The organism is Pseudomonas sp. AC016 (genome assembly GCF_979253365.1).
Genome location: NZ_CEEDCC010000001.1, coordinates 1,711,945 through 1,737,525, shown reverse-complemented (window position 1 = coordinate 1,737,525; position 25,581 = coordinate 1,711,945). Strand labels below are relative to the sequence as shown.

22 protein-coding genes are annotated in these 25,581 nt (G+C 59.6%); 11 read left to right on the top strand and 11 right to left on the bottom strand.

Annotation, left to right across the window (positions count from 1 at the left end):
- The first annotated feature begins 64 nt into the window (after positions 1-64).
- Entirely contained in the window at positions 65-400 is a 336-nt protein-coding gene (locus AC0IXS_RS07680) for a hypothetical protein (RefSeq protein WP_025996544.1), read from the top strand.
- 139 nt (positions 401-539) lie between these two features.
- Positions 540-698 carry a hypothetical protein gene (locus AC0IXS_RS07675; protein ID WP_137202366.1) on the top strand — a complete coding sequence of 53 codons (159 nt, stop codon included), beginning with the start codon at positions 540-542 and terminating at the stop codon, positions 696-698.
- A gap of 323 nt (positions 699-1,021) precedes the next feature.
- Here the strand turns inward: AC0IXS_RS07675 and AC0IXS_RS07670 are convergent, their stop codons facing one another.
- From AC0IXS_RS07670 to AC0IXS_RS07660, 3 genes are all read right to left on the bottom strand, one after another.
- Positions 1,022-2,647 carry a pectate lyase family protein gene (locus AC0IXS_RS07670; protein WP_191953754.1) on the bottom strand — a complete coding sequence of 542 codons (1,626 nt, stop codon included), beginning with the start codon at positions 2,645-2,647 and terminating at the stop codon, positions 1,022-1,024.
- 235 nt (positions 2,648-2,882) lie between these two features.
- A complete protein-coding gene (locus tag AC0IXS_RS07665) occupies positions 2,883-3,353 on the bottom strand; it encodes a MaoC family dehydratase (protein ID WP_057410997.1) in 471 nt (156 codons plus the stop codon).
- A gap of 44 nt (positions 3,354-3,397) precedes the next feature.
- Positions 3,398-4,342: an alpha/beta hydrolase gene (locus AC0IXS_RS07660; protein ID WP_122668369.1), complete on the bottom strand. Its 945-nt coding sequence runs from the start codon at positions 4,340-4,342 to the stop codon at positions 3,398-3,400.
- 206 nt (positions 4,343-4,548) lie between these two features.
- On the opposite strand from AC0IXS_RS07660, the gene fadD2 reads away from it, so the two are divergent.
- The 5 genes from fadD2 (at position 4,549) to AC0IXS_RS07635 (ending at position 15,031) form a co-directional block, all read left to right on the top strand.
- Positions 4,549-6,237 carry a long-chain-fatty-acid--CoA ligase FadD2 gene (gene fadD2, locus AC0IXS_RS07655; RefSeq protein WP_471824280.1) on the top strand — a complete coding sequence of 563 codons (1,689 nt, stop codon included), beginning with the start codon at positions 4,549-4,551 and terminating at the stop codon, positions 6,235-6,237.
- A gap of 356 nt (positions 6,238-6,593) precedes the next feature.
- On the top strand, positions 6,594-8,285 hold the full coding sequence (fadD1, locus tag AC0IXS_RS07650; protein ID WP_471824279.1) for a long-chain-fatty-acid--CoA ligase FadD1: 1,692 nt from the start codon (positions 6,594-6,596) through the stop codon (positions 8,283-8,285).
- Positions 8,286-8,435: 150 nt separating this feature from the next.
- Complete coding sequence (gene hrpA, locus AC0IXS_RS07645; RefSeq protein WP_471824278.1) at positions 8,436-12,347, top strand: ATP-dependent RNA helicase HrpA; 3,912 nt, start codon at positions 8,436-8,438, stop codon at positions 12,345-12,347.
- 292 nt (positions 12,348-12,639) lie between these two features.
- A complete protein-coding gene (locus tag AC0IXS_RS07640; protein ID WP_471824276.1) occupies positions 12,640-13,761 on the top strand; it encodes a beta-ketoacyl-ACP synthase III in 1,122 nt (373 codons plus the stop codon).
- A gap of 145 nt (positions 13,762-13,906) precedes the next feature.
- Positions 13,907-15,031 carry a GNAT family N-acetyltransferase gene (locus AC0IXS_RS07635; protein WP_029241313.1) on the top strand — a complete coding sequence of 375 codons (1,125 nt, stop codon included), beginning with the start codon at positions 13,907-13,909 and terminating at the stop codon, positions 15,029-15,031.
- A gap of 430 nt (positions 15,032-15,461) precedes the next feature.
- On the opposite strand, the gene AC0IXS_RS07630 is transcribed toward AC0IXS_RS07635, so the two are convergent.
- From AC0IXS_RS07630 to AC0IXS_RS07615, 4 genes are all read right to left on the bottom strand, one after another.
- Positions 15,462-17,294, bottom strand: a complete 1,833-nt coding sequence (locus AC0IXS_RS07630) for an ABC transporter ATP-binding protein (RefSeq protein WP_122572778.1) — start codon at positions 17,292-17,294, stop codon at positions 15,462-15,464.
- A 100-nt stretch (positions 17,295-17,394) separates the two neighbouring features.
- Entirely contained in the window at positions 17,395-17,958 is a 564-nt protein-coding gene (locus tag AC0IXS_RS07625) for a peptidylprolyl isomerase (protein ID WP_025994791.1), read from the bottom strand.
- A gap of 137 nt (positions 17,959-18,095) precedes the next feature.
- Positions 18,096-18,884 carry an alpha/beta fold hydrolase gene (locus AC0IXS_RS07620; RefSeq protein WP_057409546.1) on the bottom strand — a complete coding sequence of 263 codons (789 nt, stop codon included), beginning with the start codon at positions 18,882-18,884 and terminating at the stop codon, positions 18,096-18,098.
- 14 nt (positions 18,885-18,898) lie between these two features.
- On the bottom strand, positions 18,899-19,822 hold the full coding sequence (locus tag AC0IXS_RS07615; RefSeq protein ID WP_004887517.1) for a LysR family transcriptional regulator: 924 nt from the start codon (positions 19,820-19,822) through the stop codon (positions 18,899-18,901).
- A 67-nt stretch (positions 19,823-19,889) separates the two neighbouring features.
- Between AC0IXS_RS07615 and AC0IXS_RS07610 the strand changes: the two genes are divergently transcribed.
- Both AC0IXS_RS07610 and AC0IXS_RS07605 read left to right on the top strand, forming a co-directional pair.
- On the top strand, positions 19,890-20,204 hold the full coding sequence (locus AC0IXS_RS07610) for a hypothetical protein (protein WP_057409548.1): 315 nt from the start codon (positions 19,890-19,892) through the stop codon (positions 20,202-20,204).
- Positions 20,205-20,344: 140 nt separating this feature from the next.
- Positions 20,345-20,944 carry an FMN-dependent NADH-azoreductase gene (locus tag AC0IXS_RS07605; protein ID WP_057409549.1) on the top strand — a complete coding sequence of 200 codons (600 nt, stop codon included), beginning with the start codon at positions 20,345-20,347 and terminating at the stop codon, positions 20,942-20,944.
- 27 nt (positions 20,945-20,971) lie between these two features.
- On the opposite strand, the gene AC0IXS_RS07600 is transcribed toward AC0IXS_RS07605, so the two are convergent.
- Positions 20,972-21,706 (bottom strand): SDR family NAD(P)-dependent oxidoreductase, encoded by a 735-nt coding sequence (locus tag AC0IXS_RS07600; protein ID WP_004887523.1) that lies wholly within the window; start codon positions 21,704-21,706, stop codon positions 20,972-20,974.
- Positions 21,707-21,818: 112 nt separating this feature from the next.
- On the opposite strand from AC0IXS_RS07600, the gene AC0IXS_RS07595 reads away from it, so the two are divergent.
- Positions 21,819-22,391: a DUF1349 domain-containing protein gene (locus AC0IXS_RS07595; protein ID WP_122668364.1), complete on the top strand. Its 573-nt coding sequence runs from the start codon at positions 21,819-21,821 to the stop codon at positions 22,389-22,391.
- Positions 22,392-22,437: 46 nt separating this feature from the next.
- On the opposite strand, the gene AC0IXS_RS07590 is transcribed toward AC0IXS_RS07595, so the two are convergent.
- The 3 genes from AC0IXS_RS07590 to AC0IXS_RS07580 all read right to left on the bottom strand — a co-directional run bounded on the left by AC0IXS_RS07590 (position 22,438) and on the right by AC0IXS_RS07580 (position 23,625).
- Positions 22,438-23,001 carry an RNA 2'-phosphotransferase gene (locus AC0IXS_RS07590; protein WP_471824271.1) on the bottom strand — a complete coding sequence of 188 codons (564 nt, stop codon included), beginning with the start codon at positions 22,999-23,001 and terminating at the stop codon, positions 22,438-22,440.
- A 62-nt stretch (positions 23,002-23,063) separates the two neighbouring features.
- The gene (locus AC0IXS_RS07585) at positions 23,064-23,372 is read right to left on the bottom strand and encodes a hypothetical protein (protein WP_057409552.1); all 309 of its coding nucleotides are present in this window, start codon (positions 23,370-23,372) and stop codon (positions 23,064-23,066) included.
- 13 nt (positions 23,373-23,385) lie between these two features.
- Positions 23,386-23,625: a hypothetical protein gene (locus AC0IXS_RS07580; protein ID WP_471824269.1), complete on the bottom strand. Its 240-nt coding sequence runs from the start codon at positions 23,623-23,625 to the stop codon at positions 23,386-23,388.
- 294 nt (positions 23,626-23,919) lie between these two features.
- Here AC0IXS_RS07580 and AC0IXS_RS07575 point away from each other — a divergent pair, with 294 nt between their 5' ends.
- On the top strand, positions 23,920-25,581 hold the full coding sequence (locus AC0IXS_RS07575; protein WP_241151766.1) for a ShlB/FhaC/HecB family hemolysin secretion/activation protein: 1,662 nt from the start codon (positions 23,920-23,922) through the stop codon (positions 25,579-25,581).

Genomic DNA, 25,581 nt, shown 5'->3' with positions numbered 1-25,581 from the left:
TCTATTACAGGGCTGTTCAAGTTGCGTAGCGGACGGCCGAAAGCCCGGTAAGAGGAGAAAAACCATGCTGCAACCCATGCTCCCGTTAAGTGTTGTGCCGGTGACCTCCCAGATGGACCCGGCCAAGCGTGTCCCCGACATTCCGCCGGTGGCGCCTGTGCAGCCGAGCTCCAGCGAGACGTCGATCGACTTGCGTCACGAAGACTCCGAGCGCAGCGCCCTGCTGTTGCGTGAAGAGCAGCAGCGTCAGCAACAGGGTCGTCACAGCGAGGAAGAAAGCGGTGAATACCAGGGTCTGGTCATTCCCGGAGACTCGTTAAACGCTGACAACACCGTCCCGGTCGTGCCGTTGATCGATGACGAGCCGCGCCAGGGGTTGTGGGTCGATATCCAGATTTGAGGTCGAGCGTCCCGCAAGAGGGCGCGGCCTGCGCACGCTGCCGATTGATTCACACCTGACTTCACGTTTCCGACTGGTCATCCCCGATGCTATTGAGCATTATTGGCGCTGATTCCATGTGTCCGGGAACTGCACCACCATGAGCGACGATGACAAATTGATCGATCTTGGCGCCGAGCGCGCCAGACGCGTTCATGATCTGAACGACAAGCGCCTGAACGAAGTACGCAACGCGTTCGAGCAGGCGATGCCGTTGAGCGGCAAGAAAAAGCCAAAGAAAAAACCCAAGAAACGTTGACCCTTCCTCGTTGCGGATCTGACCGAATCAATTACCCGCAGCTGCGAGGTTCAGGACGACGTTGATCTGCGTCAACTCCCTCCCGCGCCTGTGTGGTTAATCTGGTCTCGTCCAGAACGCCCAGGCACCGTTGAACCTCTGCTACAGCGTTCTCTCGCGACGACAACTTTTAACGTGCTGAACAGATACGGGTTTTTTGAATCTGCAGGCGCTGCACGATGAGCACGCAAGGCACTTGAGGCGACTTCGGTCGCCTTTTTTTTGCGGCTGGCGGGCAGGCCCGCACATCAAGCGTCGGTGCCGAGCCGTTGAACAGGATCAACTCACGGATTGGCACCCGCATTGGCCAGGTCATAAGCCTTCGCTGCTTCTGCCGTTTTTACATCCCGCTGGTAGGGTGGGGTCCAGACGGTGACGGCTGATTTCTGTTTGAAACTGACGTTACTGCCGATGTCTTTGAAGTGCGCATCGCCATAATCATCAAGCACGCCTTGAGTGCTCGGTTTGTTGCCCACGTCTACGCCTTTGTCGAAGTTGTTTGCCTGGGAGAGGATGGTGGCGTCGCCCGTTGCGGTGAACCCGAGGTGGAAGTTGCTGATGTTGTTGTTGAACACATCGAAGTAACCATGACGCATCAAGCCGGGGGCGCGAACGTCCAGGTTATCGAAAGAGTTGTTGGCGATGGTCATGCGCGGATAGCCCTTGTATTCGGCCTTGGCCGCTGCCGAGTCATCTGGCTGGCCGAGAATCACGCCATATTCGTTGTTCTGGAATTTGGAGTTGGTCAGACTGACGTTATCAGCCGTTCCGCCGACGTAAAGCAGTTTGTCCAGCCCTTTGGGATTCTGGTCCTTGGTGCCGGTAAAGGTGTTGTGGTCTATCCAGTAGCGTTGCCCGCTCGAGATAAACATCTGCATGTCGCCGTTTTCACGATAGCGACTGTCGTGGGTGAAATTCAGGTTCTGGAAAATGTCGTTGCTGGCGGTTTTGTCGCTCGCCAGATAGATATTGTGCAGCGCGTTGCCCTTGTCTGTGCCCAGCAAGGTTTTATTGGCACCAAATTTCACCGTCACCTTGCTGTCGGCAGACAGATCGGCACCCAGCTTGACAGTGCGGGCCGTGTCGTCAGCCATGCTCTTCTGCAGTTCTTCCACGGTATTGACCGTGACGACCTCGCCCCCATTGCCGCCGGTGGTTTTGGCTGCCTTGGCGAAGCCCACCATCCCAGACATGTCCGCGCCGGTGCCCTGGCCCACAGGTGTGCGGGTGGCCGGTTTCGTCGGTTTTTCCGCTTCCGGGTTCGTCCGGTTGGTGGTTTCGGGCTTGGTTTCGGGTTTGGTTTTGAGTGAAACCGGGTTATTGATGACCGGGGTTTTGGCATCCTGCGCAGGGTTCAAGGCCTTATGGCTCGTCGTGCCCGTGGGTTCGACCGTTGTGGGCGGTGTCGTTGTCTTCGGCGAGACGGCAGGTGTCTGTGTAGACGGATCGTTGCGTACCACAAAAGGCTTTTGCGCAGGAGCGGTCCCGGTGCCGGGTGATGTCGAGGGCGATTCGGGCGAGGACATCAGCGAAGTGGAGGAAGGCTGAGTACGGTGAGTGGGCGTTTCACTTTGCGGCTGAGGGGCGGAGTCTGGTTGCTCTCGTTGATTGCCACGCAGCAGGGTCAACAGTTCGTTGATGAAGCTGCGGATCGCTTCCACCAGCTTGTTCAGCGTCAACTCGCCATCGGCGCCCTGCGGACGGGAAGAGTACGTACTGGCCTCGTGCGCGTGTGCTCCGGCTCGCAGATTGCCTGGCGCAGACGTCTGCTGCAGTGAACCAAAGTCGATCAGATTACTGTTGTGCGCGGGCTTCAATCCGGCGGGTTGAACCGCTGTTTCGGATTGCGGACTGAGGACCTGTACAGACGATCCGGAAACGGGCGTGTAGTTTCTGTTGATGATGTTCATGCGTGCGGTCCCCGCCTGCGGGAGTAGGCCATTCGTGATTCCAGAGAATGCTGGTTGCCACTGAGTGGGCCTTGCACGAAAAGCGGTTCCACTCAGATGCAAGTCGCCAGTACGGGAGGCATGAACGGACCTCGCCCCAATATCCTGAGGCCTGACCGGTATACGCCCCGGCAACACCGTCGCCGCCGGGTAAAGTGAAGCAGGGTAGTGCGTCGCGACGCACACCCAAGCGGCGTCAGCCGAAGGTGATTTCAGGCAACACGGTCAAATCGACCGTCTGCTGTTTGCGTGGAGCGAGGATTTCCGCTTCGCCGTCCACCACCAGTTCATCATTCTGGTTGAAGACGCGGGTCGCGATGCGCACGCGGAATTTCGGCAGTTTTTCGAGAATTTCCAGACGCACAGTCAGGGTGTCGCCCAGCTTTACCGGCTTCTGAAAGGTCATCTGCTGGCCGATGTAAATCGTGCCGGGGCCTGGCAGCTCACACGCCACTGCCGCGCTGATCAGTGCACCGCTGAACATGCCGTGAGCGATGCGCTCCTTGAACATGGTTTTGGAAGCGTATTCGGCGTCCAGGTGGACCGGGTTGTGATCGCCGGACATGGCCGCGAACAACTGGATGTCACGTTCCTGGACTGTCTTGCTGTAGCTGGCTTTCTGACCGACTTCAAGGGCTTCGTAAGGCGTGTTGGTGACTTGAGTCATGTGTCTGTCCTGGACAAAATATGAAAAAGATAAAAGGTGCGTGATCACTCCGCGCGACGCGGTCCTGGTTGATCGAGGGCGTATTTCAGCCAGTCGAGCAGGTCCTGGGTCACTTCATCGCGATTGATGTCATTGAGCAGTTCGTGCCGCGCCTGCGGGTAAACATTGAGTTGTAACACTTGATGACCCGCTCCTGCCAATGCATCGGCAAGATCCTTCAGACGCTTGCCGGCACTCACCGGATCACATTCGCCGCCAATAATCAGCAAAGGAAGGTTCGAATCGATCTGCGCCATGTTCGACGGCTCACTGATTTTCTGCAGCCCGCCCAGCATATCCGCCCACAATTGGTTGGTGCAGCGAAAGCCACAGAGCGGGTCCTGTATGTACTTTTCCACCTCGTCCGGGTCGCGGCTGAGCCAGTCGAAACAGGTCCGGGACGGCTTGAATGCCTTGTTGAACGAGCCGAACGACAGCCACTCGATCAACGCGCTGCGCCCCTTGCGGCCCTGGCGCAGGCGTTCGAATCGGGCGACCAGCCTTGCATTTCGGTAGAACGATGCCGGACGAAAGTTCGAGCCGCTGAGAATGGCCCCGTGCAAGCTGGCGCCGTGGTGCATCAGATAAGTCTGAGCGATGTAGCTGCCCATGCTGTGGCCCAGCAGAAACAGGGCCGCTCCCGCGTGTCGCTGGCCGATCGACTGGCTGAGGGTCGCCAGATCGTCCACGACCTTGCTCCAGCCATCTTCGTTGGCGAAATGCCCGAGCCGACCCTGCAGGGCGGTTCTGCCATGGCCCCGCTGATCATGCGCATACAGGGCGATACCCGCTGCATTCAGCGCTGCGCCGAGTCTCCCGTAGCGGCCGCTGTGTTCGGCCATGCCGTGGGCAAGCATTACGACGGCAAGGGGCGTCGTGTCCGGCAGCCATGCATTGACGTAAAGTCGGCAGTGGTCGCTGGCGTCAAGCCAGAATGTCTCGTGCTTCATGGCGATGTCCCGATCTGGAGCGGCTGCCCGGAGGATGTGTGTTTCAGTTTATAACTCGAAGGTGATTGCATCCTGAATAGCAGAAAGATTCACAGTGTTGATGACGCCAACTGGCATATTTGCCTTCCGGTCGTTAGCTGCTAACGTCGGGCCAGTCCCGATTCTGAGTAACGGGCCAGCCATGAGCAGGGAAGAGGATAAAAATAATGCAACCTGAATTCTGGAATGACAAACGCCCTGCCGGGGTGATCTCTGAGCTGGATCTGCATACCTATCAGTCGGTCCTCGAAGTTTTCGAAAGCGCCTGCAAAAAATTTGCAGACAAACCTGCTTTCAGCAACATGGGGGTCACGCTGACCTACGCAGACCTGGACCGTCATTCGGCAGCGTTTGCCAGTTATCTGCAACACCATTCGGATCTGGTGCCCGGCGACCGCATTGCCGTGCAGATGCCCAACCTGTTGCAGTACCCCATCGCAGTGTTCGGTGCGATGCGGGCCGGTCTGATCGTGGTCAATACCAATCCGCTGTACACCGCACGCGAGATGCGCCATCAGTTCAAGGATTCCGGTGCCAAGGCGCTGGTCTACCTGAACCTGTTCGGCAAGCTGGTGCAGGAAGTGCTGCCTGATACCGAGCTTCGTTACCTGATTGAAGTGAAGATGGGCGACATGCAGTCAGCCGCCAAGGGGTGGTTGATCAATACTATCGTCGCCAGGGTCAAGAAAATGGTTCCGGCCTATGACCTGCCCCAGGCCGCAGGCTTCAAGGACGTGCTGCGCATGGGCCGTGGTGGTTCTGTCAAACCTGTTGCGGTGGGGCTGGATGACGTGGCGGTGCTGCAATACACCGGCGGTACTACCGGAATGGCCAAGGGCGCGATGCTGACCCACGGCAATCTGGTCGCCAATATGCAGCAGGTTTACGCCTGCATGCGCCAGCACTGTCCCGAGCGTGGCGTGATGTTCGGCGAGGCCCGGGAAGTGATGATCGCGCCGCTGCCGCTTTATCACATCTACGCATTTACGGCGCACTGCATGTGCATGGTCATTAGTGGCAATCACAACATTTTGATCACCAATCCGAGGGATATCGGCGGATTCATCAAGGAGCTTGGCAAGTGGAAGTTCACTGCCATGGTCGGGCTCAATACCCTGTTCGTGGCGCTGATGAATCATCCTGATTTCAGGAAGCTGGATTTCTCCACACTGAAGAGCACCAACTCTGGCGGCACCGCGCTGGTCAAGGCGACCGCCGAGCGTTGGGCCGAGATGACAGGGTGCACAATCGTCGAGGGTTACGGGCTGACCGAAACGTCCCCGGTGGCCAGTGCCAACCCTTACGGCACGCTGGCGCGGCTCGGCACAGTGGGCATTCCGGTGCCGGGCACCGGCATGAAGGTGATTGATGACGAAGGCGCGGAGTTGCCGTTCGGCGAGCGCGGCGAGCTGTGCATCAAAGGCCCGCAGGTCATGAAAGGCTACTGGAATCTGCCTGAGGCCACCGCCGAAACGCTGGACGCAGAGGGATGGTTCAAAACGGGTGATATCGCCGTGATCGGTGCCGACGGTTTCGTCAGCATCGTGGACCGCAAGAAAGACCTGATCATCGTGTCCGGTTTCAACGTCTACCCCAATGAAATCGAAGACGTGGTCATGTCGCACCCGAAAGTCGCCAGCTGCGCCTGCATCGGAGTGCCGGACGAGCGTTCAGGCGAAGCGGTGAAGCTGTTTGTGGTCCCGCGCGAGCCGGGTCTTACGGTCGAAGAACTCAAAAGCTTCTGCAAGCAGAACTTCACGGGCTACAAGGTTCCGAAACAGATCGTGCTGCGTGAATCGCTGCCGATGACCCCGGTCGGCAAGATTCTGCGCCGGGAGCTTCGCGATATTGCCTGAGTAGAGTAATTGTCTCTTTTTGCGTCGCTGGCCCCGCTTGTACTGAAGTGCAAGCGGGGCCTGTTTTTTTGGCTAAGCTCACTACGCCTGGTCTGAGCGCTCTGGCTCAATGCTTTCAGAGATTTCGGTAATTCTCGCAATTAAGTCAGGGTCGTGACTGGCGAGCCATGGCTGGTCACTTTTATGACCGTAGAGGCCCGGTTTGCCTCTAGTCGGCTTTTGGCAAAGCTGCTACTCTCGGCGCGCTTTTTGACCTGTCATGAAGCGAATGAGCGTCTACTGCACAATTCCAAAACACAAAAAAATCATCGCCCAAAGCGATGTGAAGAATTCGCGATCGCTATGGAGCCGGCTGAATGATTGAAAACTTCTGGAAGGATAAATACCCGTCTGGCATCTCCCCTGATGTCGATCCTGATGAGTATCCCAACGTCCAGGCGGTCCTGAAGCAGTCCTGCCAGCGTTTCGCCGATAAACCCGCGTTCAGCAATCTGGGCAAGACACTTACCTACGGCGAGTTGTATGAATTGTCAGGCGCATTCGCCGCCTGGATTCAGCAGCACACCGACCTTGTGCCGGGTGACCGCATCGCGGTTCAGTTGCCCAATGTGTTGCAGTACCCGGTTGCTGTCTTCGGCGCCATCCGCGCCGGCCTGATCGTGGTCAACACCAACCCGCTGTACACCGCGCGGGAAATGGAACACCAGTTCAACGACTCGGGCGCCAAGGCGCTGGTCTGTCTGGCGAACATGGCGCATCTGGCCGAGAAGGTCGTCCCCAAGACCCAGGTCAAGCATGTCATCGTGACTGAAGTGGCCGACCTGCTGCCACCGCTCAAGCGCCTGCTGGTCAACAGCGTCATCAAGTACGTCAAGAAAATGGTTCCGGCCTACCACCTGCCTGATGCGGTCAGATTCAATGACGTGCTGAAAAAAGGTCACGGCCGGCCGGTTGCCGAGGTGTCGCCCGATAGAGCCGACGTTGCCGTATTGCAGTACACCGGTGGTACTACCGGCGTGGCCAAGGGCGCGATGCTCACCCATCGCAACCTGATCGCCAACATGCTGCAGTGCAGGGCGCTGATGGCTTCCAACCTCAATGAAGGCAGCGAAATCCTCATCACGCCGTTGCCGCTTTACCACATCTATGCCTTCACCTTTCACTGCATGGCGATGATGCTGATCGGCAACCACAACGTGCTCATCAGCAACCCGCGTGACCTGCCTGCCATGGTCAAGGAGCTGTCGAAGTGGAAGTTCAGCGGCTTTGTCGGTCTCAACACCCTGTTCGTTGCACTGTGCAACAACGAAGCGTTTCGCAACCTTGATTTTTCGGCACTGAAAGTCACCCTGTCCGGCGGCATGGCCCTGCAACTGGCTGCCGCCGAGCGCTGGAAACAGGTCACCAACTGCCCGATCTGCGAAGGCTACGGCATGACCGAAACCAGTCCGGTGGCGACGGTGAACCCTATCCAGAAGATCCAGATGGGCACCATCGGCATCCCGGTGCCCTCGACGCTGTGCAGGGTCATCGACGACGCTGGCAATGAGCTGGCGTTCGGTGAAACCGGCGAGCTGTGTGTCAAGGGACCTCAGGTCATGAAAGGCTACTGGCAGCGTCAGGAAGCCACGGATGAAATGATCGACGCCGATGGCTGGCTCAAGACTGGCGACATCGCGATCATTCAGCCCGACGGCTACCTGCGTATTGTTGATCGCAAGAAAGACATGATTCTGATCTCCGGTTTCAACGTTTACCCCAACGAACTGGAAGACGTGCTGGTCACGCTTCCCGGCGTCCTGCAGTGCGCCGCCATCGGCATCCCGGACGAGAAATCGGGCGAGGCCATCAAGGTGTTCGTCGTTGCTAAACCAGGTGTGACGCTCACCAAGGATCAGGTCATGGAGCACATGCGCGCCAACCTGACCGGCTACAAGGTCCCGCGTAGCGTGGAGTTCCGCGATTCACTGCCAACCACCAACGTTGGCAAGATCCTGCGCCGTGAACTGCGTGATGAAGAGCTGAAGAAGCTGGGCATCAAGAAGTAACCGCAAGCCTGCGTGACAGACAACGCCGTGTCCCCTGACACGGCGTTGTTGTATCAGCTCAGCCCAATCCACCCTCGACAGTCGTCCTGCTTCCCGCAATCTGCGACAATCGCACCCCTGTATCCTTCAAGAAAAGACTCTGCGCACCTGATGACCGACGAATCGCCTTCCATCGACCAACTCCTGAAAAACCTCGATCAAGCGATGATCGGCGACCGCCATCGTCTGCGTCGGCAGTTGCATGAACTGCGCAAGAAGCCTGACGAGGCGAAGCTGGCGCAATGGGTGGCGCGGGTTCAGGCGTCCTGTGCGCAGGTCACGTCTCGGCGCGAGAGCGTGCCGACGGTTCGCTATGACGACAACCTGCCCATCGCCGCCAAGCGCGACGAAATCAAGGACGCGCTGCTCAAGCATCAGGTGCTGATCATCGCGGGCGAGACCGGTTCGGGTAAAACCACCCAGTTGCCGAAAATCTGCCTGGAAATCGGTCGTGGTCAGCATGGCCTGATCGGTCACACACAGCCGCGTCGAATTGCAGCGCGCAGTGTCGCCAGCCGGGTTGCCGACGAATTGGGCACACCGCTGGGTGCGCTGGTCGGCTATCAGGTGCGTTTCGAAGACCAGAGCGACAGCAACACCCTGATCAAACTGATGACCGACGGCATCCTGCTGGCCGAAACCCAGCACGACCGTTTCCTTGAGCGCTACGACACGATCATCGTCGACGAAGCCCACGAACGCAGCCTGAACATCGACTTCCTGCTCGGTTACCTGAAAACCCTGCTGCCGCGTCGTCCCGATCTGAAAGTCATCATCACCTCGGCGACCATCGACCTGCAGCGCTTTTCCGAGCACTTCAACGACGCGCCGATCATCGAAGTGTCGGGCCGGACCTTTCCGGTCGACACCTGGTACCGCCCGCTGACCAGCGAGCATGACGAGGAGGGCAACAGCGTCGAGGATGACCTGACCGTCGATCAGGCGATTCTGGCCACACTCGAGGAGCTGGCGGACTTTGAGCGCAGCGAGCGCAAGAGTCCGGGCGATGTACTGGTGTTCCTGCCCGGCGAACGGGAGATTCGTGACGCGGCTGAAATGCTGCGCAAGGCCCAACTCAGGCACACCGAAATCCTGCCGTTGTACGCACGTCTGTCACCTGCCGAACAACAGCGCATCTTCCAGTCTCATTCGGGACGTCGTGTCGTGCTGGCCACTAACGTTGCCGAGACCTCGCTGACCGTGCCGGGCATCCGCTACGTGATCGACACCGGTACTGCGCGCATCAGTCGCTACAGCTACCGCGCCAAGGTTCAGCGGCTGCCGATCGAAGCAGTGTCCCAGGCCAGCGCCAATCAGCGTAAAGGCCGTTGCGGTCGTGTCGAGCCGGGCCTGTGTGTGCGCCTGTACAGCGAAGAGGATTTCAACGCCCGACCTGAATTCACCGACCCCGAGATCCTGCGCACCAACCTGGCGGCGGTGATCCTGCAGATGCTGCACCTGCGTCTGGGCGAGATCACTGACTTTCCGTTCATCGAGCCGCCGGACGGCAAGGCCATCAGTGACGGCTTCAACCTGTTGCAGGAACTGTCGGCGGTCAATCGCGAGAACCAATTGACCCCGTTGGGTCGTCAATTGGCACGCTTGCCGGTGGACCCGCGCATGGGACGCATGCTGCTGGAAGCCGCCAAACAAGGCAGTCTGCAGGAAGTATTGATCGTGGCCAGTGCCATGTCGGTGCAGGACGTACGCGAGCGTCCGCCCGAGCGACAGCAGGCGGCCGATCAGGCGCATGCGCAGTGGAAGGACGCCGACTCGGACTTCGCCGGGCTGGTCAATCTGTGGCGCGGTTTCGAAGAGCAGCGCCAGGCACTGACTGCCAGCCCGTTGCGCAACTGGTGCCGCCGCAATTTCCTCAATTACCTGCGGCTGCGCGAGTGGCGCGACTCCCATCGGCAACTGAGCCTGATCTGTCGTGACCTGCAATTGACGGTCAACAAGGAACCTGCGGATTACCCGAAATTTCACAAGGCGATTCTGTCCGGCCTGCTGAGCCAGATTGGCCAGAAAGCCGACGAAGGCGACTACCTCGGTGCGCGGCAGCGGCGGTTCTGGATACATCCGTCCTCCGGGCTGGGCAAGAAGCGTCCGCAATGGCTGATGACCGCCGAACTGGTGGAAACCACAAAGCTATATGCACGCATGGTCGCCAAGATCGATGCCGACTGGATCGAGCCACTGGCAGGGCACTTGATCAAGAAAAACCACTTCGAGCCGCATTGGGAGAAGAAGCGCGGACAGGTCGTGGCCTTCGAACAGATCACGCTGTTCGGCCTGATCGTGGTCGGTCGCCGCCCCGTGCATTTCGGTCCTGTCGATCCTGTGGTGTCGCGTGAGCTGTTCATCCGCGAAGGTCTGGTGCGCGGTGATATTCAGTCCCGCGCCAAATGCCTGAGCGCCAACACCCGTCTGCTGGAACAGCTGGACGAGCTGGAAGCCAAGGCCCGGCGCCGCGACATTCTGGCTGACGAAGACACGCTGTATGCATTCTACGAAGCGCGTGTCCCGGCCGAGATTCATCAGACGGCCACGTTCGACAGCTGGTACAAGACCGAGAGTCAGAAGAACCCGCAGTTGCTGATCATGCGCGAAGAAGACGTGCTGGCCCGCGAGGCCAGCGAAGTCACCGCTGCGCAGTACCCGGATACCCTGCGACTGGGCGAACTGAGCCTGTCGCTGACCTACCACTTCGAGCCCAATCATCCCCGTGACGGTGTGACCCTGCGTGTGCCAGCGCCGTTGCTGCTGTCGCTGCCCGCCGAACGTCTGGAATGGCTGGTGCCGGGGCTGCTGGAAACCAAGTGCATCGCGTTGGTCCGCAGTCTGCCCAAGGCGGTGCGCAAGAACTTTGTACCGGTGCCGGACTTCATCAAGGCGGCGCTGCAACGCATCACGTTTGGCGAGGGCTCGCTGACCGAAGCGCTGGGCCGCGAACTGCTGCGCATGACCGGGGCGCGAGTGACCGACGAGGCGTGGGCGGAAGCGACCCAGCAACTCGAAAGCCACCTGAAGATGAATCTGGAAATCGTCGATGGTGACGGCAAGTTCCTGGGCGAAGGTCGCGACCTTGATGCGCTGACGGCACGTTTCGCCGAAGCGAGCCAGGCCGCGCTCGCCGTCCCGCAGACCGCGAAAAGCCAGCAGCCTGTCGAGGCCAAGGTCTTCGCACCGGTGGCGCAAAAGACTCAGCAGAACATTGCCGGTCTGTCGATGACGGTGTATCCGGCGCTGGTGGAAGAGGGCGGCACGGTCAAGGAAGGTCGCTTCTCGACCCAGGCCGAGGCCGAGTATCAGCATCGCCGTGCGCTGCAGCGCCTGTTGCTGCAACAACTGGCCGAGCCTGCGAAGTTTCTGCGCAGCAAGCTGCCGGGGCAGACCGAGCTGGCGCTGTTGTACCGCGAGCTGGGGCGCATTGATGCACTGATCGAAGACATCCTGCTGGCCAGCCTCGACAGCTGTGTGCTGGACGGCGAAGCCGAATTGCCGCGCGACGGGGCCGGGCTGCTGTCACTGGCTGAACGCAAACGCGCCGACTGGACCGAGCATGCCGAGCGTCTGGCGAAGCTGACGCTGGAAATCCTCAAGCTGTGGCATGGTTTGCAGAAGCGTTTCAAAGGCAAGATCGACCTGGCTCAGGCAGTCGCGCTCAACGACATCAAGGCGCAACTGGGCAAGCTGGTGTATCCGGGCTTCGTGCGCGAAACACCCGCGCAGTGGCTCAAGGAAATGCCGCGCTACCTGAAAGCCATCGAGATGCGCCTGGAAAAACTGCCGGGTCAGGTGCAGAAGGACCGGGTCTGGAGCATCGAGCTGGCAGGCCTGTGGGCCCAATATCAGGCGCGAGCCGACAAACACCGCCAGGAAGGCAAGCGCGATCCTGAACTTGCGGTCTATCGTTGGTGGATGGAGGAATATCGTGTGTCGCTGTTCGCCCAGCAGTTGGGTACGAAAATGCCGGTTTCTGACAAGCGGCTGAGCAAGCAGTGGGCGATGGTCGAAGGCTGATCCAAAGCCCGGCACCCCGTCGAAAAACTGCCTGAGCGGACTTCACAGGCGGCTAAGCGAGAAGGATCTCAGGGCCGATGTTCATTGGCCCGATAGCGCCAAAAACCGGGCGCTGTGGCACACTCCGCGTCTGTCTTCACAATGCCATGGACGCGGCTTGAGCCTTGCGCGTTTTTAGTCATGCGCATGTTTTATCTATGCATTGGTACGCTGGTCCCAGAAAAGTCTGGATTGCCGCCTACCGTGCCCTGGCAGGCCAACCCCTGCGACCTTCAATAAGAGAGGAACGACCGTGCACAACGTCGTCATCAGCGGCACAGGCCTGTACACCCCGGCCAACAGCATTTCCAACGAAGAGCTGGTGCAGTCCTTCAATGCCTATGTCAACCAGTTCAACAGCGAGAACGCTGCAGCCATCGAGCGTGGCGAGCTGGAAGCACTGAGCGAATCCAGCGCTGCGTTCATCGAAAAAGCCTCGGGCATCAAGAGCCGCTTCGTGATGGACAAGCAGGGCATCCTCGATCCCCAGCGCATGAAACCGAACCTGCCTGAGCGTTCCAACGATCAGTGGTCGATTCTGTGCGAAATGGGCGTCGCAGCGGCACAACAGGCGCTGGAACGAGCCGGCAAGACCACCGCTGACATCGACGGCGTTATCGTTGCCTGTTCCAACCTGCAGCGCGCCTACCCGGCGATCTCCATCGAGATCCAGGAAGCGCTGGGTATCGCAGGTTATGGTTTCGATATGAACGTGGCCTGCTCGTCGGCCACCTTCGGCATTCAGGCGGCGTGCAACAGCGTGCAATTGGGTCAGGCTCGCGCCATTCTGGTCATCAGCCCGGAAATCTGCACCGCCCACCTGAACTTCCGTGATCGCGACAGCCACTTCATCTTCGGTGACGGCGCAACCGCAGTCGTGGTGGAGCGTGCCGATCTGGCGACCTCGCCGTACCAGTTCGATATCGTCAGCACCCGCCTGCTGACCAAGTTCTCCAACAACATCCGCAACAACTTCGGCTTCCTCAACCGCACGTCAGATGAAGGTCAGGGTACGCCGGACAAGCTGTTCGTGCAGGAAGGCCGCAAGGTGTTCCGTGAAGTCTGTCCGATGGTGGCAGAACTGGTCGGCGCGCATCTGGACGACAACGGCCTGAACATCAGTGACGTACAGCGCTTCTGGCTGCATCAGGCCAACCTGAGCATGAACCACCTGATCGTCAAGAAACTGCTGGGCCGCGACGCCACGGTCGAAGAAGCGCCCGTGATCCTCGACACCTACGCCAACACCAGTTCGGCCGGTTCGGTCATCGCGTTCCACACCTACCAGGACGACCTGCCGAAAGGGGCGCTGGGCGTGTTGAGTTCGTTCGGTGCGGGTTATTCGATTGGCAGCGTGATCCTGCGCAAACGCTGATTACATCGGAGGTCGGCATCCAGATGCGCGGGGTGCCGACCTGTCGGTTGAAAGGCCTGATGTAGAGCGGTCTTCGATTCGCGGTCGTTTACATTCCCCCTCAATGAGTGATACTCGTCGCACGTTTACCTCCGAGGGAACCTGCATGCCGGTTCACGTCGTCGACAACCTGAGTACCGTCGCGCCTGCCCAATGGGATGCGCTTGTACCGGGCAATCAGCCGTTTCTGCGCCACGCCTTTCTGACTTCGCTGGAGGACAGCGGCAGCCTCGGGCCGCGCTCCGGGTGGCGTCCCGAACATGTGCTGCATTACGAAAACGAACAACTGGTGGCTGCGCTTCCGGCCTATCGAAAATGGCATTCCTACGGCGAATACGTGTTCGACCACGCGTGGGCCGACGCCTGCCGCCGCGCCGGCATCGCGTACTACCCCAAGCTGCTGGTGGCGGTGCCGTTCAGTCCGGTGGGTGGCTCGCGAATCTTGTCTGCGACTCCGCAGGGCGCGTCGGAGCTGGTGAGCGAGCTGCCGGCGTATTTGCAGAGCGAAGGCCTGTCGAGCGCGCACATCAACTTCACCGATCCCGCCGCCGACGCGGTGCTTGAAACCCAGGCGGGCTGGCTGTCGCGCATCGGCTGCCAGTTTCATTGGCACAACCGTGGCTATCGGGATTTTCAGGATTTTCTGGACGCGCTGAGTTCGCGCAAGCGCAAGCAGATGCGCAAGGAGCGTGAGCAGGTGGCGGGGCAGGGCATCGCCTTCGAATGGCTGGAAGGTTCGCAGATGACCGAGATTCTGTGGGACTTCGTCTACGCCTGCTATTCCAATACCTATGAGATACGTGGGCAGGCGCCGTACCTGACGCGCGAATTCTTCAGCCTGCTGGCCGAACGCATGCCCGAGTCGATCCGCGTGGTGCTGGCGCTGCAGGGCTCACGTCCGGTGGCCATGGCCTTCAGCCTGATCGGCGGCGACAGCTTTTATGGGCGTTATTGGGGCTGTCTGGCCGAGTTCGACCGCCTGCACTTCGAGACCTGTTTCTATCAAGGGATGGACTACGCGATTGCCAACGGACTGCAACGCTTCGACGCAGGTGCCCAAGGCGAGCACAAACTGATCCGCGGCTTCGAACCGCAGATCACCCGGTCATGGCACTACCTGATGCACCCCGGCCTGAAAGACGCCGTCAGCGATTTCCTCGAGCAGGAGCGGGTGGGCGTGATGGCGTATGCCGAGGAAGCGCGGGCCGCGTTGCCTTATCGGCAGGTTTGAGTCGATACCTTATCTGATCGCGCCCATGCTCCGCGCTTAGCGTTATACACAAGTCCTCTTGGAGGAATACGCTGATAATCGTTCCCACATTCCGTGGTCGCATCAAGACTCGGGTATAACGCTGAGCACAGGCATGGGCATGATCGGCGTGCCTGAGATCACTCTGATCGTTCCTCACGCTCCGCGTGGGAATGCCTCCCAGGACGCTCCGCGTCCGCTCTTGAATGTGGCGCAGATGCGCACCCAAGCTCCAGCGTTATCCACGTCATGCGCTCGGCTCACTGAGTCTTCAGTCTGTGCCATTTGTGACGCGGAGCGTCACAGGATGCATGCCCACGCGGAGCGATGGGCACGATCAGTGTTGAGGCGGACTTGTGTATAACGATGAGTGATTCGCGGGGCATGCATCCCGTGCACATTCAGCACAGAATCAATCCACCCCCACAAATCCACCTGTCTGGTGCTGCCACAGGCGTGCATACAGGCCGCCATGGGCCAGCAGTTCGGCGTGGGTGCCGGTCTCTGCGATCTGGCCTTTTTCCAGCACTACCAGCCGATCCATGCGTGCGATGGTCGAGAGGCGATGGGCGATGGCGATGACGGTCTTGCCTTCCATCAGGGTTTCCAGGCTTTCCTGAATCGCCGCTTCGACTTCCGAATCCAGCGCCGAGGTGGCTTCGTCCATGATCAGAATCGGCGCGTCCTTGAGCAGCACGCGAGTGATCGCGATGCGCTGGCGCTGCCCACCTGAAAGCTTGACCCCACGCTCGCCCACATGAGCGTCAAAACCGGTGCGGCCTTCGGAGTCCGACAGCAGTGGGATGAATTCGTCGGCCCGCGCCTTGCGGATGGCTTCCCACAATTGCTCATCCGTTGCGCCCGGATTGCCATACAGCAGGTTGTCACGGATCGAGCGGTGCAACAGCGACGTGTCCTGAGTGATCATGCCGATCTGTGCACGCAGGCTTTCCTGAGTGACATCGGCCACGTCCTGCCCGTCGATCAGGATTCTGCCGCCCTGCACGTCGTACATGCGCAGCAACAGGTTCACCAGCGTTGACTTGCCCGCGCCGGAAGGCCCGATCAGGCCAATCTTCTCACCCGGTCTGATGTCCAGATTCAGGTTGTGAATGATCCCGTTGCCATTGCCGTAGTGGAAGTCGACGCCATCGAATTTCACGCCGCCATTGGCAATCTTCAGTGGCTGCGCGGTTGGCTTGTCGTTGATCGAGACCGGTTGCGAGATGCTTTCCAGGCCATCCTGCACAGTGCCGATGTTCTCGAAGATGCCGTTGACCACCCACATGATCCAGCCGGACATGTTGACGATCCGAATTACCAGGCCGGTGGCCAGTGCGATGGCGCCTACCGAGATCATCGACTGGGTCCACAGCCACAGCGCAAGGCCTGTAGTGGTGACGATCAGGATGCCGTTCATCGTGGTGATGGTGGTGTCCATCGAGGTCACGACACGACCGGCCAACTGACTTTTCACCGTGTGATCGCGCATGGCCTCGCGAGCGTACTGCTGCTCGAAATTGGTGTGGGCGAACAGCTTGAGCGTGGTGATGTTGGTGTAGCCGTCGACGATCCGCCCCATGAGCTTGGAGCGTGCGTCCGACGAGTCCACCGAGCGCTGTTTGACCCTGGGCACGAAGTACATCAGCGCCAGAATGAACGCGAGAATCCAGCTGCCCAGCGGGATCATCAGTCGCCAGTCGGCTTCGGCGAACAGCACCATCGCACTGATCGCGTAGATCAACACATGCCAGAGCGCATCCACCGATTGCACCGCCGAGTCACGCAGCGAGTTGCCGGTCTGCATGATGCGCTGGGCGATACGCCCGGCGAAATCGTTCTGGAAGAAGTTTACGCTCTGCTTGAGCACGTAGCTGTGGTTCTGCCAGCGAATCAGGTTGGTCATGCCGGGGCTGATGGTCTGGTGCACCAGCAGGTCGTGCAGGCCGACGAAGATCGGGCGCAGCAGCAGCGTCACCACCACCATCCAGATCAGTTCCGGGCCGTGAAGACTGAAGAAGTCCCTGGGCTCGGTGGTCTGGGCCAGGTCGATGATGCGGCTGAGGTAACTGAACAGCGCCACTTCGATCAACGCGCCGATCAGACCCACCACCAGCAGGGCCGTGAACGTCGGCCAGACCTGACGCAGGTAGTAGATGTAAAACGCGAAAACGGTATTGGGCGGGGCAGGGGTGGGGGCGTCTTTGAAGATATCGATCAGCTTTTCAAAACGACGATAAAGCATTGGCTATCACACCCACTTGGCGTGGGTTCTCCCTTGATAAATAGAAGCGCTCCCGTCCGGACCGCGTGCAGCCCAAGGCTTCACGCGGTGCAGATTCCTGTCAGTCGACGCGCTTGGCGGACTTGATCAGGATCGGGTCGTTTGGCACGTTCTGCATGCCTTTCTGGTTGCCGGTCTGGACGTTGACGATCTGATCGACCACGTCCATGCCTTTGACAACTTTGCCGAACACCGCGTAGCCGTAGTCACGCACGCCGTTGTCGAGCATGGCATTGTCATTGGTGTTGATGAAGAACTGGCTGGTGGCCGAGTTCACATCCGAGGTCCGTGCCATGGCAATGGTGCCACGCACGTTATGCAGCCCGTTCTGTGCTTCGTTCTTGATCGGGTCCTTGGTCGGTTTCTGGACCATCTGCGCGGTGAAGCCGCCGCCCTGAACCATGAAGCCTGGAATCACCCGGTGGAAGATGGTGTTGCTGTAGAAGCCGCTGTCGACGTAGCCCAGGAAGTTCTGGGTGCTGATCGGTGCCTTGGCGTCTGCAAGTTCAATCTCGATGTCGCCGAAACTGGTGTTGAGCACAACGTGAGTCGGCTTGTCCGGCGCTGCCATCAGGTTGGCGGCGAACAGTACGGAGCAGGCGGCAAGAGCGATTTTTTTCAACATAGAGCAACAGGTCCTTCATTCAATGGAGATATCGACTGTGGCTGGCAAGGTAACCACGTTTGGCTTTTTTTGCCCAGCGTGATCGACCCGGAGTGACCGAAAGCATCGCCCGCGTGATATGACCTGCGTGAGGTTTCTCAGACCTTGCTGGCACCGATGAATTCCAGCAGCGTTCGATTGAACTGCTCGGGCTGGTCCAGCGGAGTGGCGTGGCGCGAATCCTTGATGACCGCCAGCCGGGCATTCGCAATGCGTTTGACGTAGGCTTCCTTGAGCGACACCGGAGTGTAGTCGTGATCGGCGGCAATGATCAGGGTAGGGCAAATGATGCGCTCCAGCTTGTGCTCCACGCCCCAGCCGACGATGGCATCGAAGCTGGCCAGATAGGCGCGTTTGTCGTTACGGCCCCAGCGTTCGGCCATCTTGCGTCGCAGTTCTGCCTGTTCCGTTTTGGGGAACAGCAGCTTGCCAAGCGCCTTGCCCATCGCCTCCATGCTGACCAGACGCGACAGCGTCCAGCGCCGCGCCCATTGCCAGACATCCCCGGGGCTTCTGATCTTGACCTGCGGCGCGCTGTTGACGATACACAGGCTCTTGAGCAGATGCGGATGATCGACCGCCAGCTGAAAACCGATCATCCCGCCCATCGACAGGCCGACCACATGCACCGGCCCCAGCCGCAGGTGTTCGATCAACGCTTCAACGTCGTCGCTCATGCCCTGGATGCTGTAGCGTTCCTGAGGCTTGTCCGAGCGACCATGGCCGCGCATGTCCATGACAATGACGCGGTACTGCGCGGCCAGTGTCGGGATCTGGTACTCCCAGTCCTGACAACTCGAACCCAGGCCGTGCAACAGCAGGACCGGGTCGCCCTGACCGTACTCTTCGTAGTGCAGTGAACAGTCGTCATGCTCGAAGAACGCCATGTGCCTACTCCGTGTCAGGCTTGCAAGGGTGCCGCAAATGCCGCGGTCAGCGGCGCCGTGTCGAACGTGCGAATCAGGTCGATCAGAATCTGTGTCGCCGGGCCCAGCGGTTTGTCTTTGCTGGAGTAAAGATAGAACGACGGGTTGCGACTGCCACCCCGATCCAGCGGTAATACCTTGAGCACGCCGTCCTTGAGCTCACGTTCGATCAGGTGGCGTGGCAGCCAGGCAAAGCCCAGTCCGCTGCTGACAAAGGTTGCCGCCGTGGCGAGGCTGCTGACCGTCCAGCGCTGTTCCGCGCCCAGCCAGCCGACATCGCGGGGTTGCTGGCGACCTGAGTCACGGATCACCACCTGCAGCTGGCTTTCCAGATCCTGAAACGTCAGCTCGCGGTTGGCTTGATGCAAGGCGTGTTCGGGATGGGCAACGGCGACGAATTCGACGGTGCTCATTTCTGCGCCCAGATAGCCGGGAATGCTCAGACCACTGATGGCCAGGTCTGCCACGCCTTCGAGCAGCACTTCCTCGACCCCTGACAGCACCTCTTCACGCAAACGAACCCGGCAGCCTCGGCTCTGTGGGATGAACGCGGTCAGCGCGCGTACCAGGCGAGCCGAAGGGTAGGCGGCATCGATCACCAGCCGCACCTCGGCCTCCCATCCCTGTTCCATGTGATGCGCCAGGTCTTCCAATTGACTGGCCTGTTTGACCAACTGGCGTGAGCGCCGCAACAACACGCCGCCCGCTTCGGTCAGCACGGCCTTGCGGCCATCGATACGCAACAGAGGAACGCCCAGTTGATCCTGCATGCGGGCCACGGTGTAGCTGACTGACGATTGCGAGCGATGCAGGGCTTCGGCGGCCTGGGCAAAACCGCCGTGATCGACCACTGCCTGCAGGGTGCGCCATTGGTCGAGCGTCACGCGGGGCGCTTTCATGCTGTAATTCCTCTTCTCTTTGTTATCCGTTGTTCTACTCTGACAACCCCGTTCCGGAGACTGCCCAATGAAACGAGTGTGTTGTGTGTTGCTGGCCCTGCTGCCACTGACGGCCTTTGCCTATCCCATTGAAGTGGAGAAGCAGTACGAGGGCGTGAAGATCGATTACGTTACCCACGACGTCGACCAGGACATCGGTTCCATCTCGGTGAGCAACTTCGGCGATGTAGACGCCAAGTGCGCAGTCGTATTCGTCAACGGTCCCGAGGCACCCCGTACGCGACGCGTTCAGGTTGGCGCAGGCAAGCGCGTGGAGGTGACGGCCAAATTCACGCGCAGCATTATCAAGCTGCGCATCAAGCTCGATTGCCAGCCCGCGTGAGCAAGGTGAGAGTAGAGCGCCGCCGTACATAAAACAAATTTATAGATGGGTTGAAGCAGTTTTTTGCGCTTTTTCATCGATAAGGTCACCTTTAACCTCGGCTCCATCGAATACACACATCGTTCAATGGAGCTCCACCCATGTCCCGCCTACTTGTCATCGAAAGCAGCGCCCGCCAGCAGGATTCGGTTTCGCGTCAATTGACGCAGCAGTTCCTCAGTCAGTGGCAGTCCGCACACCCGAATGATCAAGTGACTGTCCGCGACCTGGCCGTCAATCCTGTGCCGCACCTGGATGCCACGCTGCTGGGCGGCTGGATGAAGCCCGCCGATCAGCGCAGCGAGACCGAGCAGGCCGCTCTGGAACGCTCCAATGCCCTGACCGATGAACTGATTGCCGCCGACGTGCTGGTGCTGGGTGCGCCGATGTACAACTTCGCCATCCCCAGTACCCTCAAGGCCTGGTTCGACCACGTCCTGCGCGCCGGTGTGACTTTCAAATACACCGAAACCGGCCCGCAAGGCCTGTTGACCGGCAAGCGCGCTTTCGTGCTGACCGCTCGCGGCGGCATCTACACCGGCAGCGCCCTGGATCACCAGGAACCCTACGTACGCCAGGTGCTGGCGTTCGTGGGTATTCATGACGTCACCTTCATTCATGCCGAAGGCCTGAACATGGGCGGTGATTTTGTTGAGAAGGGGATGAACCAGGCGCTTGCGAAACTGGCTCAGGTGGCGTGATCAGTCATCAGGCTTAGAAAAGCGGGATCAGACGTGCTGCCCGCCATTGACGTGAATCTCCGCCCCGTTCACGTAGGACGCGCCACTGGTGCAGAGGAAGTAGATCAGGGACGCGACTTCCTCGGGTTTGCCCAGTCGGTGCATGGGCACCAGGCGTTCGACGATTTCGGCCGTGCCCGGCGACAGAATGGACGTGTCGATCTCACCCGGCGCTATCGCGTTGACCCGCACCCCATGCGGCCCGAAGTCATACGCCATCTCTCGCGTCAGGGCCGAGAGCGCGGCTTTGGAGGTTGAATACGCCACGCCCGCAAAGGGATGCACTTTGGAACCCGCGATTGAGGTGACGTTGATGATGCTGCCCTTGGCGGCCTTGAGTTCGTCGAACAGACCGCGTGCCAGTAGCGCCGTGGAGAACAGGTTGACGTTGAAGACCTTGATCCAGGTGCTGTAATCGGACTCCAGCACACCCATGCGCGCGCCCTCGGGGCCTTTGGGAGAAACGCCCGCATTATTGACCAGTGCATCCAGGCGACCACCCAGCTTTTCCTTGATAGCCGCCATGTTCGCAACGACGCTGTCGATGTCCTCCAGGTCGAGGTGGATATGATTGAGCAGGCCTTCCGCCCACGGGCATTCGGCGACCCAGTTCTGTCGGGAGGCCGTAAACACTTGCCATCCCGCTGCGTTGAAATGCTTGACCGTGGCATGGCCGATACCGCGGCTGGCGCCAGTCAGTAACAGCGTCTTTTTCTCGCTCATGAACGCATTCCGCCATTTGAAGGGTGATGCATCGTCTTTTTAGGCATGCCCGTCTGTCAAGGCTGCTGTTGAACTGTCACATTCCTCATCTCACCTCAGAAAGGAGCCAGTCATGTTCGAGAAGGGGCATTGGTACAACGAGCCAGCACAGTGGCAGGTACGCGATGAAAGACTGAGCGTAACCACTGATCCTGCCACCGACTTCTGGCGGGAAACCCACTACGGCTTTTGTCGCGACAGCGGCCACCTTCTCGGCGTACCCGTCACCGGTGCGTTCACCGCTCAGGTTCATGTGCAGGGCAACTTCAAGACGTTATACGACCAGGCCGGGCTGATGGTCCGCATCGACGAGCGCAACTGGATGAAAACCGGCGTTGAAGTCAGCGACGGCGCGCTCATGCTGGGCAGCGTACTGACCCGTGGCCAATCGGACTGGGCCACCGGGCTATTCGAAGGATCCGCATCCGGGCTATGGCTACGGGTGACCGTTGCCGAAGGCGTGATGCGGATTCAGCACTCAGTGGATGGCATGCGCTGGCCATTGCTGCGACTGGCACCGTTTCCAGTGGGCGAGTGCTTGGTAGGCCCAATGTGCTGCAGCCCGGAGCGGGGCGGGCTGGAGGTGGTGTTTTCCGGGTTTGAAGTGGGGCCTGCGCTGGGGAAGGGGTTGCATGATTTAGCGTGAGAGAGCGGCCCGAGGCACTTGATCGAACGCCTTGATCTCCTCAAGCTTAGGCTTGTGAATCATCTGCCTCGCTCAGATGCTTCGCAGGCACGGCGTCGACCAGCCAGACACCGTTGTCCGCCTGAAAGAACCGAGCACCGGCCGCTTGCATGCCTTGCACGTCAATCTCGAGCAGGACGGGTTTGCCGTAGCGCTTGCCGACGTCCATAGCGGTTTCAGGACTTTCAGTCAGATGAACATGGTGCCGGCTGCCCGGGATCAGGCCCTGGGTTTTGATAGAAGGCATAAAGCGTTCGGCCGTGCCGTGGTAAAGCCGATCGGGCGGGGTTTTCTCGACATGCTGCACGTCCACCTGCTCGGAGCTGTGCCCCTGTGCTGCGCGGATGCGCTGACCATCTTCTGACAGCGTGAAGCGTTTCTTTTCGTTGGTTTCGACGACTTCACAAAGCATTTCGCGATCAAAGTCGTGGCCGTGGTGCCTGGCGTTGCCGATCAAGGTATCGACGTCGGTCCAGCCATCACGATCCAGCGTGAGGTCCATGGATTCCGGCGCATGGCGCAACACATAGCTGAGCAGCTTGCTGATACCGTCGCGTTGCTTCTTGTTCAAGAAAATATCCTTTTAATGGCTGCAGTCACACGCCTCGAAAGGTATGACTCGCTACCGTCAATCTACAGCGACCGATACCACTGCGCATAAGGTGTGTTGTCCACTTTATGCCGGTTGTAGTCCGGCGCGCCATCCTTCCACCAGACCGGCCCGCGTTCCCCCAGGGCCACTTTGGCTGCGTCTACATCTGCTCTGGCCTGCTTGAGCTGGGTAGAGTCCTGAGTGGCCTTCGCTGATTTCACCGCCCGACGCGCATCCATCAGTTCGTTCACCAGGCGCTGACGTTCCTCTTCGGTAAGTGAGGGATTCGAGCAGCGCCACAGTTGTCCTTTGACCACGAAGTAGCGCCCGTCAGGGGTGGTCGGGTTCATGCGCCAAGTCCGTTCATTGAGCAGGTTGTCGGCTGACACGGATTTGCGTCAGCCCCAACAGCTCGGCCTTGGCCAGAACATCGTCGGGTGTTGCGTCGGCATTGGGCATCATCAGGCTGTTTTCAGCGTCGCCGAAGTGCAGCTCAAGCAGGTGGAGCGCTGCTTCGTGGGCCTGGAGTTCGGGCTGGTCGAGTTCCAGCGAATGGCTGCGGGATTCGTCGTTGACGCGGTAGTCAAGCAGGTAAACGGGCATGTGAGAGCCTCGAATCATGGCGGGCGGTTACACATGCTGACTGGTGAGAGGGTTGACGGTTCAGTGGCGTTTCTTCAGGCGCGCGGTGCCAAAATAAAGTCTCGGTGTGGGAATTTTCGCTTATTTGTGCGGTCTGTTTCACGACGGTTACACCTGATATCACTTGGCCTCCATCCAGCAGCATACATACCGTCAGCTTGTCCCACCCGTTCAGGTGTATCTCACACCTGCAGTGCTTTTAATGGAATATCTATGCTTGCCTCTAAAAGGACATGGCTGAGTTTGTGCGCGCTAATGCTGGCCACGGGGGCGTTGACACCCGTCCAGGCGGCAACGCCCGGCGAGCAGGATCTCATCAGAGATCGTCAGGATCGCCTGCTCGAAGAACAGCGTCGGCGTCTCGAACAGCTCAAGGAGCTGCCCGGCAAGCAGACCACCCCGACGGCGCCCGTTACGCCGACCGATACCCGGTGTTTCAACATCAATCGCATCGAGCTCAAAGGCGCTGATTCGCTGTCGGATTCCGAGCGAGCGGCGCTGGTCAAGCCTTATGAAGGCAAGTGCCTGGGCGTGGCGCAGCTCAATGACGTACTCAAGGCCATCACCGACCATTACATTGAGAAGGGTCTGGTAACGACTCGCGCGTACCTGCCGCAACAGGACCTGTCCAAAGGTGACCTGCAGGTCCTGGTCATCGAAGGCAAGCTGGAGAAACTGCGCAGCGACGCCGACAGCGGGCTGTCGGATCGTGAACTGGCGATGACCTTTCCCGGTCGCGAAGGCGACCTGGTCAACCTGCGCGAAATCGAACAGATGGTGGACCAGCTCAACCGGCTGCCGTCCAATCAGGCCGTGATGGAACTGACCCCCGGCCAGGCCGTTGGCGGCAGTGACGTCGTGGTCAAGAACACCCCGCAAAAACCCTGGCGCGCCAACCTGTCGCGCAACAACGACGGTCAGCGCAGCACCGGCGAACAGCAGTGGAACGTGGGCCTGGACTGGGACAACCCGCTGGGCCTTGCCGACCAGTTGAGCGTGCGCGGTGGTCATGACGCAGTCAGCGATCACCAGCAGGGCTCGCACAACGGCATGCTGTCTTACAGCCTGCCGTGGGGCTGGTGGACCTTCAGCTATCTGTACAGTGAAAGCGAATACCGCTCGCGGGCTGAAGCCGATGGCTTCAAGTTCAAGCAGGACGGTGACAGCCAGAACCACCAGTTTCGCGCCGAGCGCGTGATCCATCGCGATTCGGTCAGCAAGACCTCGCTCAATGCCGGTCTGGCCTACCTGCGCACCAACAACTACGTCGAAGACACCAAACTGGCCTTGAGCAGCAACCGTATCACCGAGGCTCAGTTCGGCATCAACCATGGTCGACGGGTCGGCTCGGCGTTCGTCAACATCGACCTGGGTATGCAACAGGGCATCGGTTTGCTCGATGCGCAGGGCAGCCACGATCCGGGTCCGGGTGAAGCAGATGCACGTTATCGCAAATACACCGGCACCATCAGCTACCTGCACCCGTTTCAACTGTGGGGCGAGAATCTGACGTTTACCAGCCTGGCCACCGGCCAACGCAGTGAAGACGTGCTGTTCAGCCCGCAGCGATTGAGCTTGGGCGGATCGTCTTCGGTACGCGGTTACAAGGATGAATTTCTGTCCGGCGACAGCGGCGGCTACTGGCGCAACGAAATACGCTGGGCTCGACCGGTCACCTTCGACTGGCTGCGTCCGGTGTTCGCCGAATACGGTGCCGCCGCTGGTTACGACCAGGGTGTGATCCGCAATAACCGCTACAACGGCGAAGAGCATGGTCGTCTGTCCAGCAACTCGCTTGAGCTGTTCACCCGCGGCCAGCACGTCGCCGCATCGGTGACCTTTGCCCATTCTCTGGAACGTCCTGACGTGATCGAGCGCGAAGCGCCGATCTATTTCCGCATGGACTTTTTCCTTTAA

Excerpts from the sequence above, each read along its gene's own strand:
- AC0IXS_RS07680 (WP_025996544.1), top strand. The coding sequence starts at position 65 with ATGCTGCAACCCATGCTCCCGTTAAGTGTTGTGCCGGTGACCTCCCAG.
- AC0IXS_RS07675 (WP_137202366.1), top strand. The coding sequence starts at position 540 with ATGAGCGACGATGACAAATTGATCGATCTTGGCGCCGAGCGCGCCAGA.
- AC0IXS_RS07670 (WP_191953754.1), bottom strand. The coding sequence starts at position 2,647 with ATGAACATCATCAACAGAAACTACACGCCCGTTTCCGGATCGTCTGTA.
- AC0IXS_RS07665 (WP_057410997.1), bottom strand. The coding sequence starts at position 3,353 with ATGACTCAAGTCACCAACACGCCTTACGAAGCCCTTGAAGTCGGTCAG.
- AC0IXS_RS07660 (WP_122668369.1), bottom strand. The coding sequence starts at position 4,342 with ATGAAGCACGAGACATTCTGGCTTGACGCCAGCGACCACTGCCGACTT.
- fadD2 (WP_471824280.1), top strand. The coding sequence starts at position 4,549 with ATGCAACCTGAATTCTGGAATGACAAACGCCCTGCCGGGGTGATCTCT.
- fadD1 (WP_471824279.1), top strand. The coding sequence starts at position 6,594 with ATGATTGAAAACTTCTGGAAGGATAAATACCCGTCTGGCATCTCCCCT.
- hrpA (WP_471824278.1), top strand. The coding sequence starts at position 8,436 with ATGACCGACGAATCGCCTTCCATCGACCAACTCCTGAAAAACCTCGAT.
- AC0IXS_RS07635 (WP_029241313.1), top strand. The coding sequence starts at position 13,907 with ATGCCGGTTCACGTCGTCGACAACCTGAGTACCGTCGCGCCTGCCCAA.
- AC0IXS_RS07630 (WP_122572778.1), bottom strand. The coding sequence starts at position 17,294 with ATGCTTTATCGTCGTTTTGAAAAGCTGATCGATATCTTCAAAGACGCC.
- AC0IXS_RS07625 (WP_025994791.1), bottom strand. The coding sequence starts at position 17,958 with ATGTTGAAAAAAATCGCTCTTGCCGCCTGCTCCGTACTGTTCGCCGCC.
- AC0IXS_RS07620 (WP_057409546.1), bottom strand. The coding sequence starts at position 18,884 with ATGGCGTTCTTCGAGCATGACGACTGTTCACTGCACTACGAAGAGTAC.
- AC0IXS_RS07615 (WP_004887517.1), bottom strand. The coding sequence starts at position 19,822 with ATGAAAGCGCCCCGCGTGACGCTCGACCAATGGCGCACCCTGCAGGCA.
- AC0IXS_RS07610 (WP_057409548.1), top strand. The coding sequence starts at position 19,890 with ATGAAACGAGTGTGTTGTGTGTTGCTGGCCCTGCTGCCACTGACGGCC.
- AC0IXS_RS07605 (WP_057409549.1), top strand. The coding sequence starts at position 20,345 with ATGTCCCGCCTACTTGTCATCGAAAGCAGCGCCCGCCAGCAGGATTCG.
- AC0IXS_RS07600 (WP_004887523.1), bottom strand. The coding sequence starts at position 21,706 with ATGAGCGAGAAAAAGACGCTGTTACTGACTGGCGCCAGCCGCGGTATC.
- AC0IXS_RS07595 (WP_122668364.1), top strand. The coding sequence starts at position 21,819 with ATGTTCGAGAAGGGGCATTGGTACAACGAGCCAGCACAGTGGCAGGTA.
- AC0IXS_RS07585 (WP_057409552.1), bottom strand. The coding sequence starts at position 23,372 with ATGAACCCGACCACCCCTGACGGGCGCTACTTCGTGGTCAAAGGACAA.
- AC0IXS_RS07580 (WP_471824269.1), bottom strand. The coding sequence starts at position 23,625 with ATGCCCGTTTACCTGCTTGACTACCGCGTCAACGACGAATCCCGCAGC.
- AC0IXS_RS07575 (WP_241151766.1), top strand. The coding sequence starts at position 23,920 with ATGCTGGCCACGGGGGCGTTGACACCCGTCCAGGCGGCAACGCCCGGC.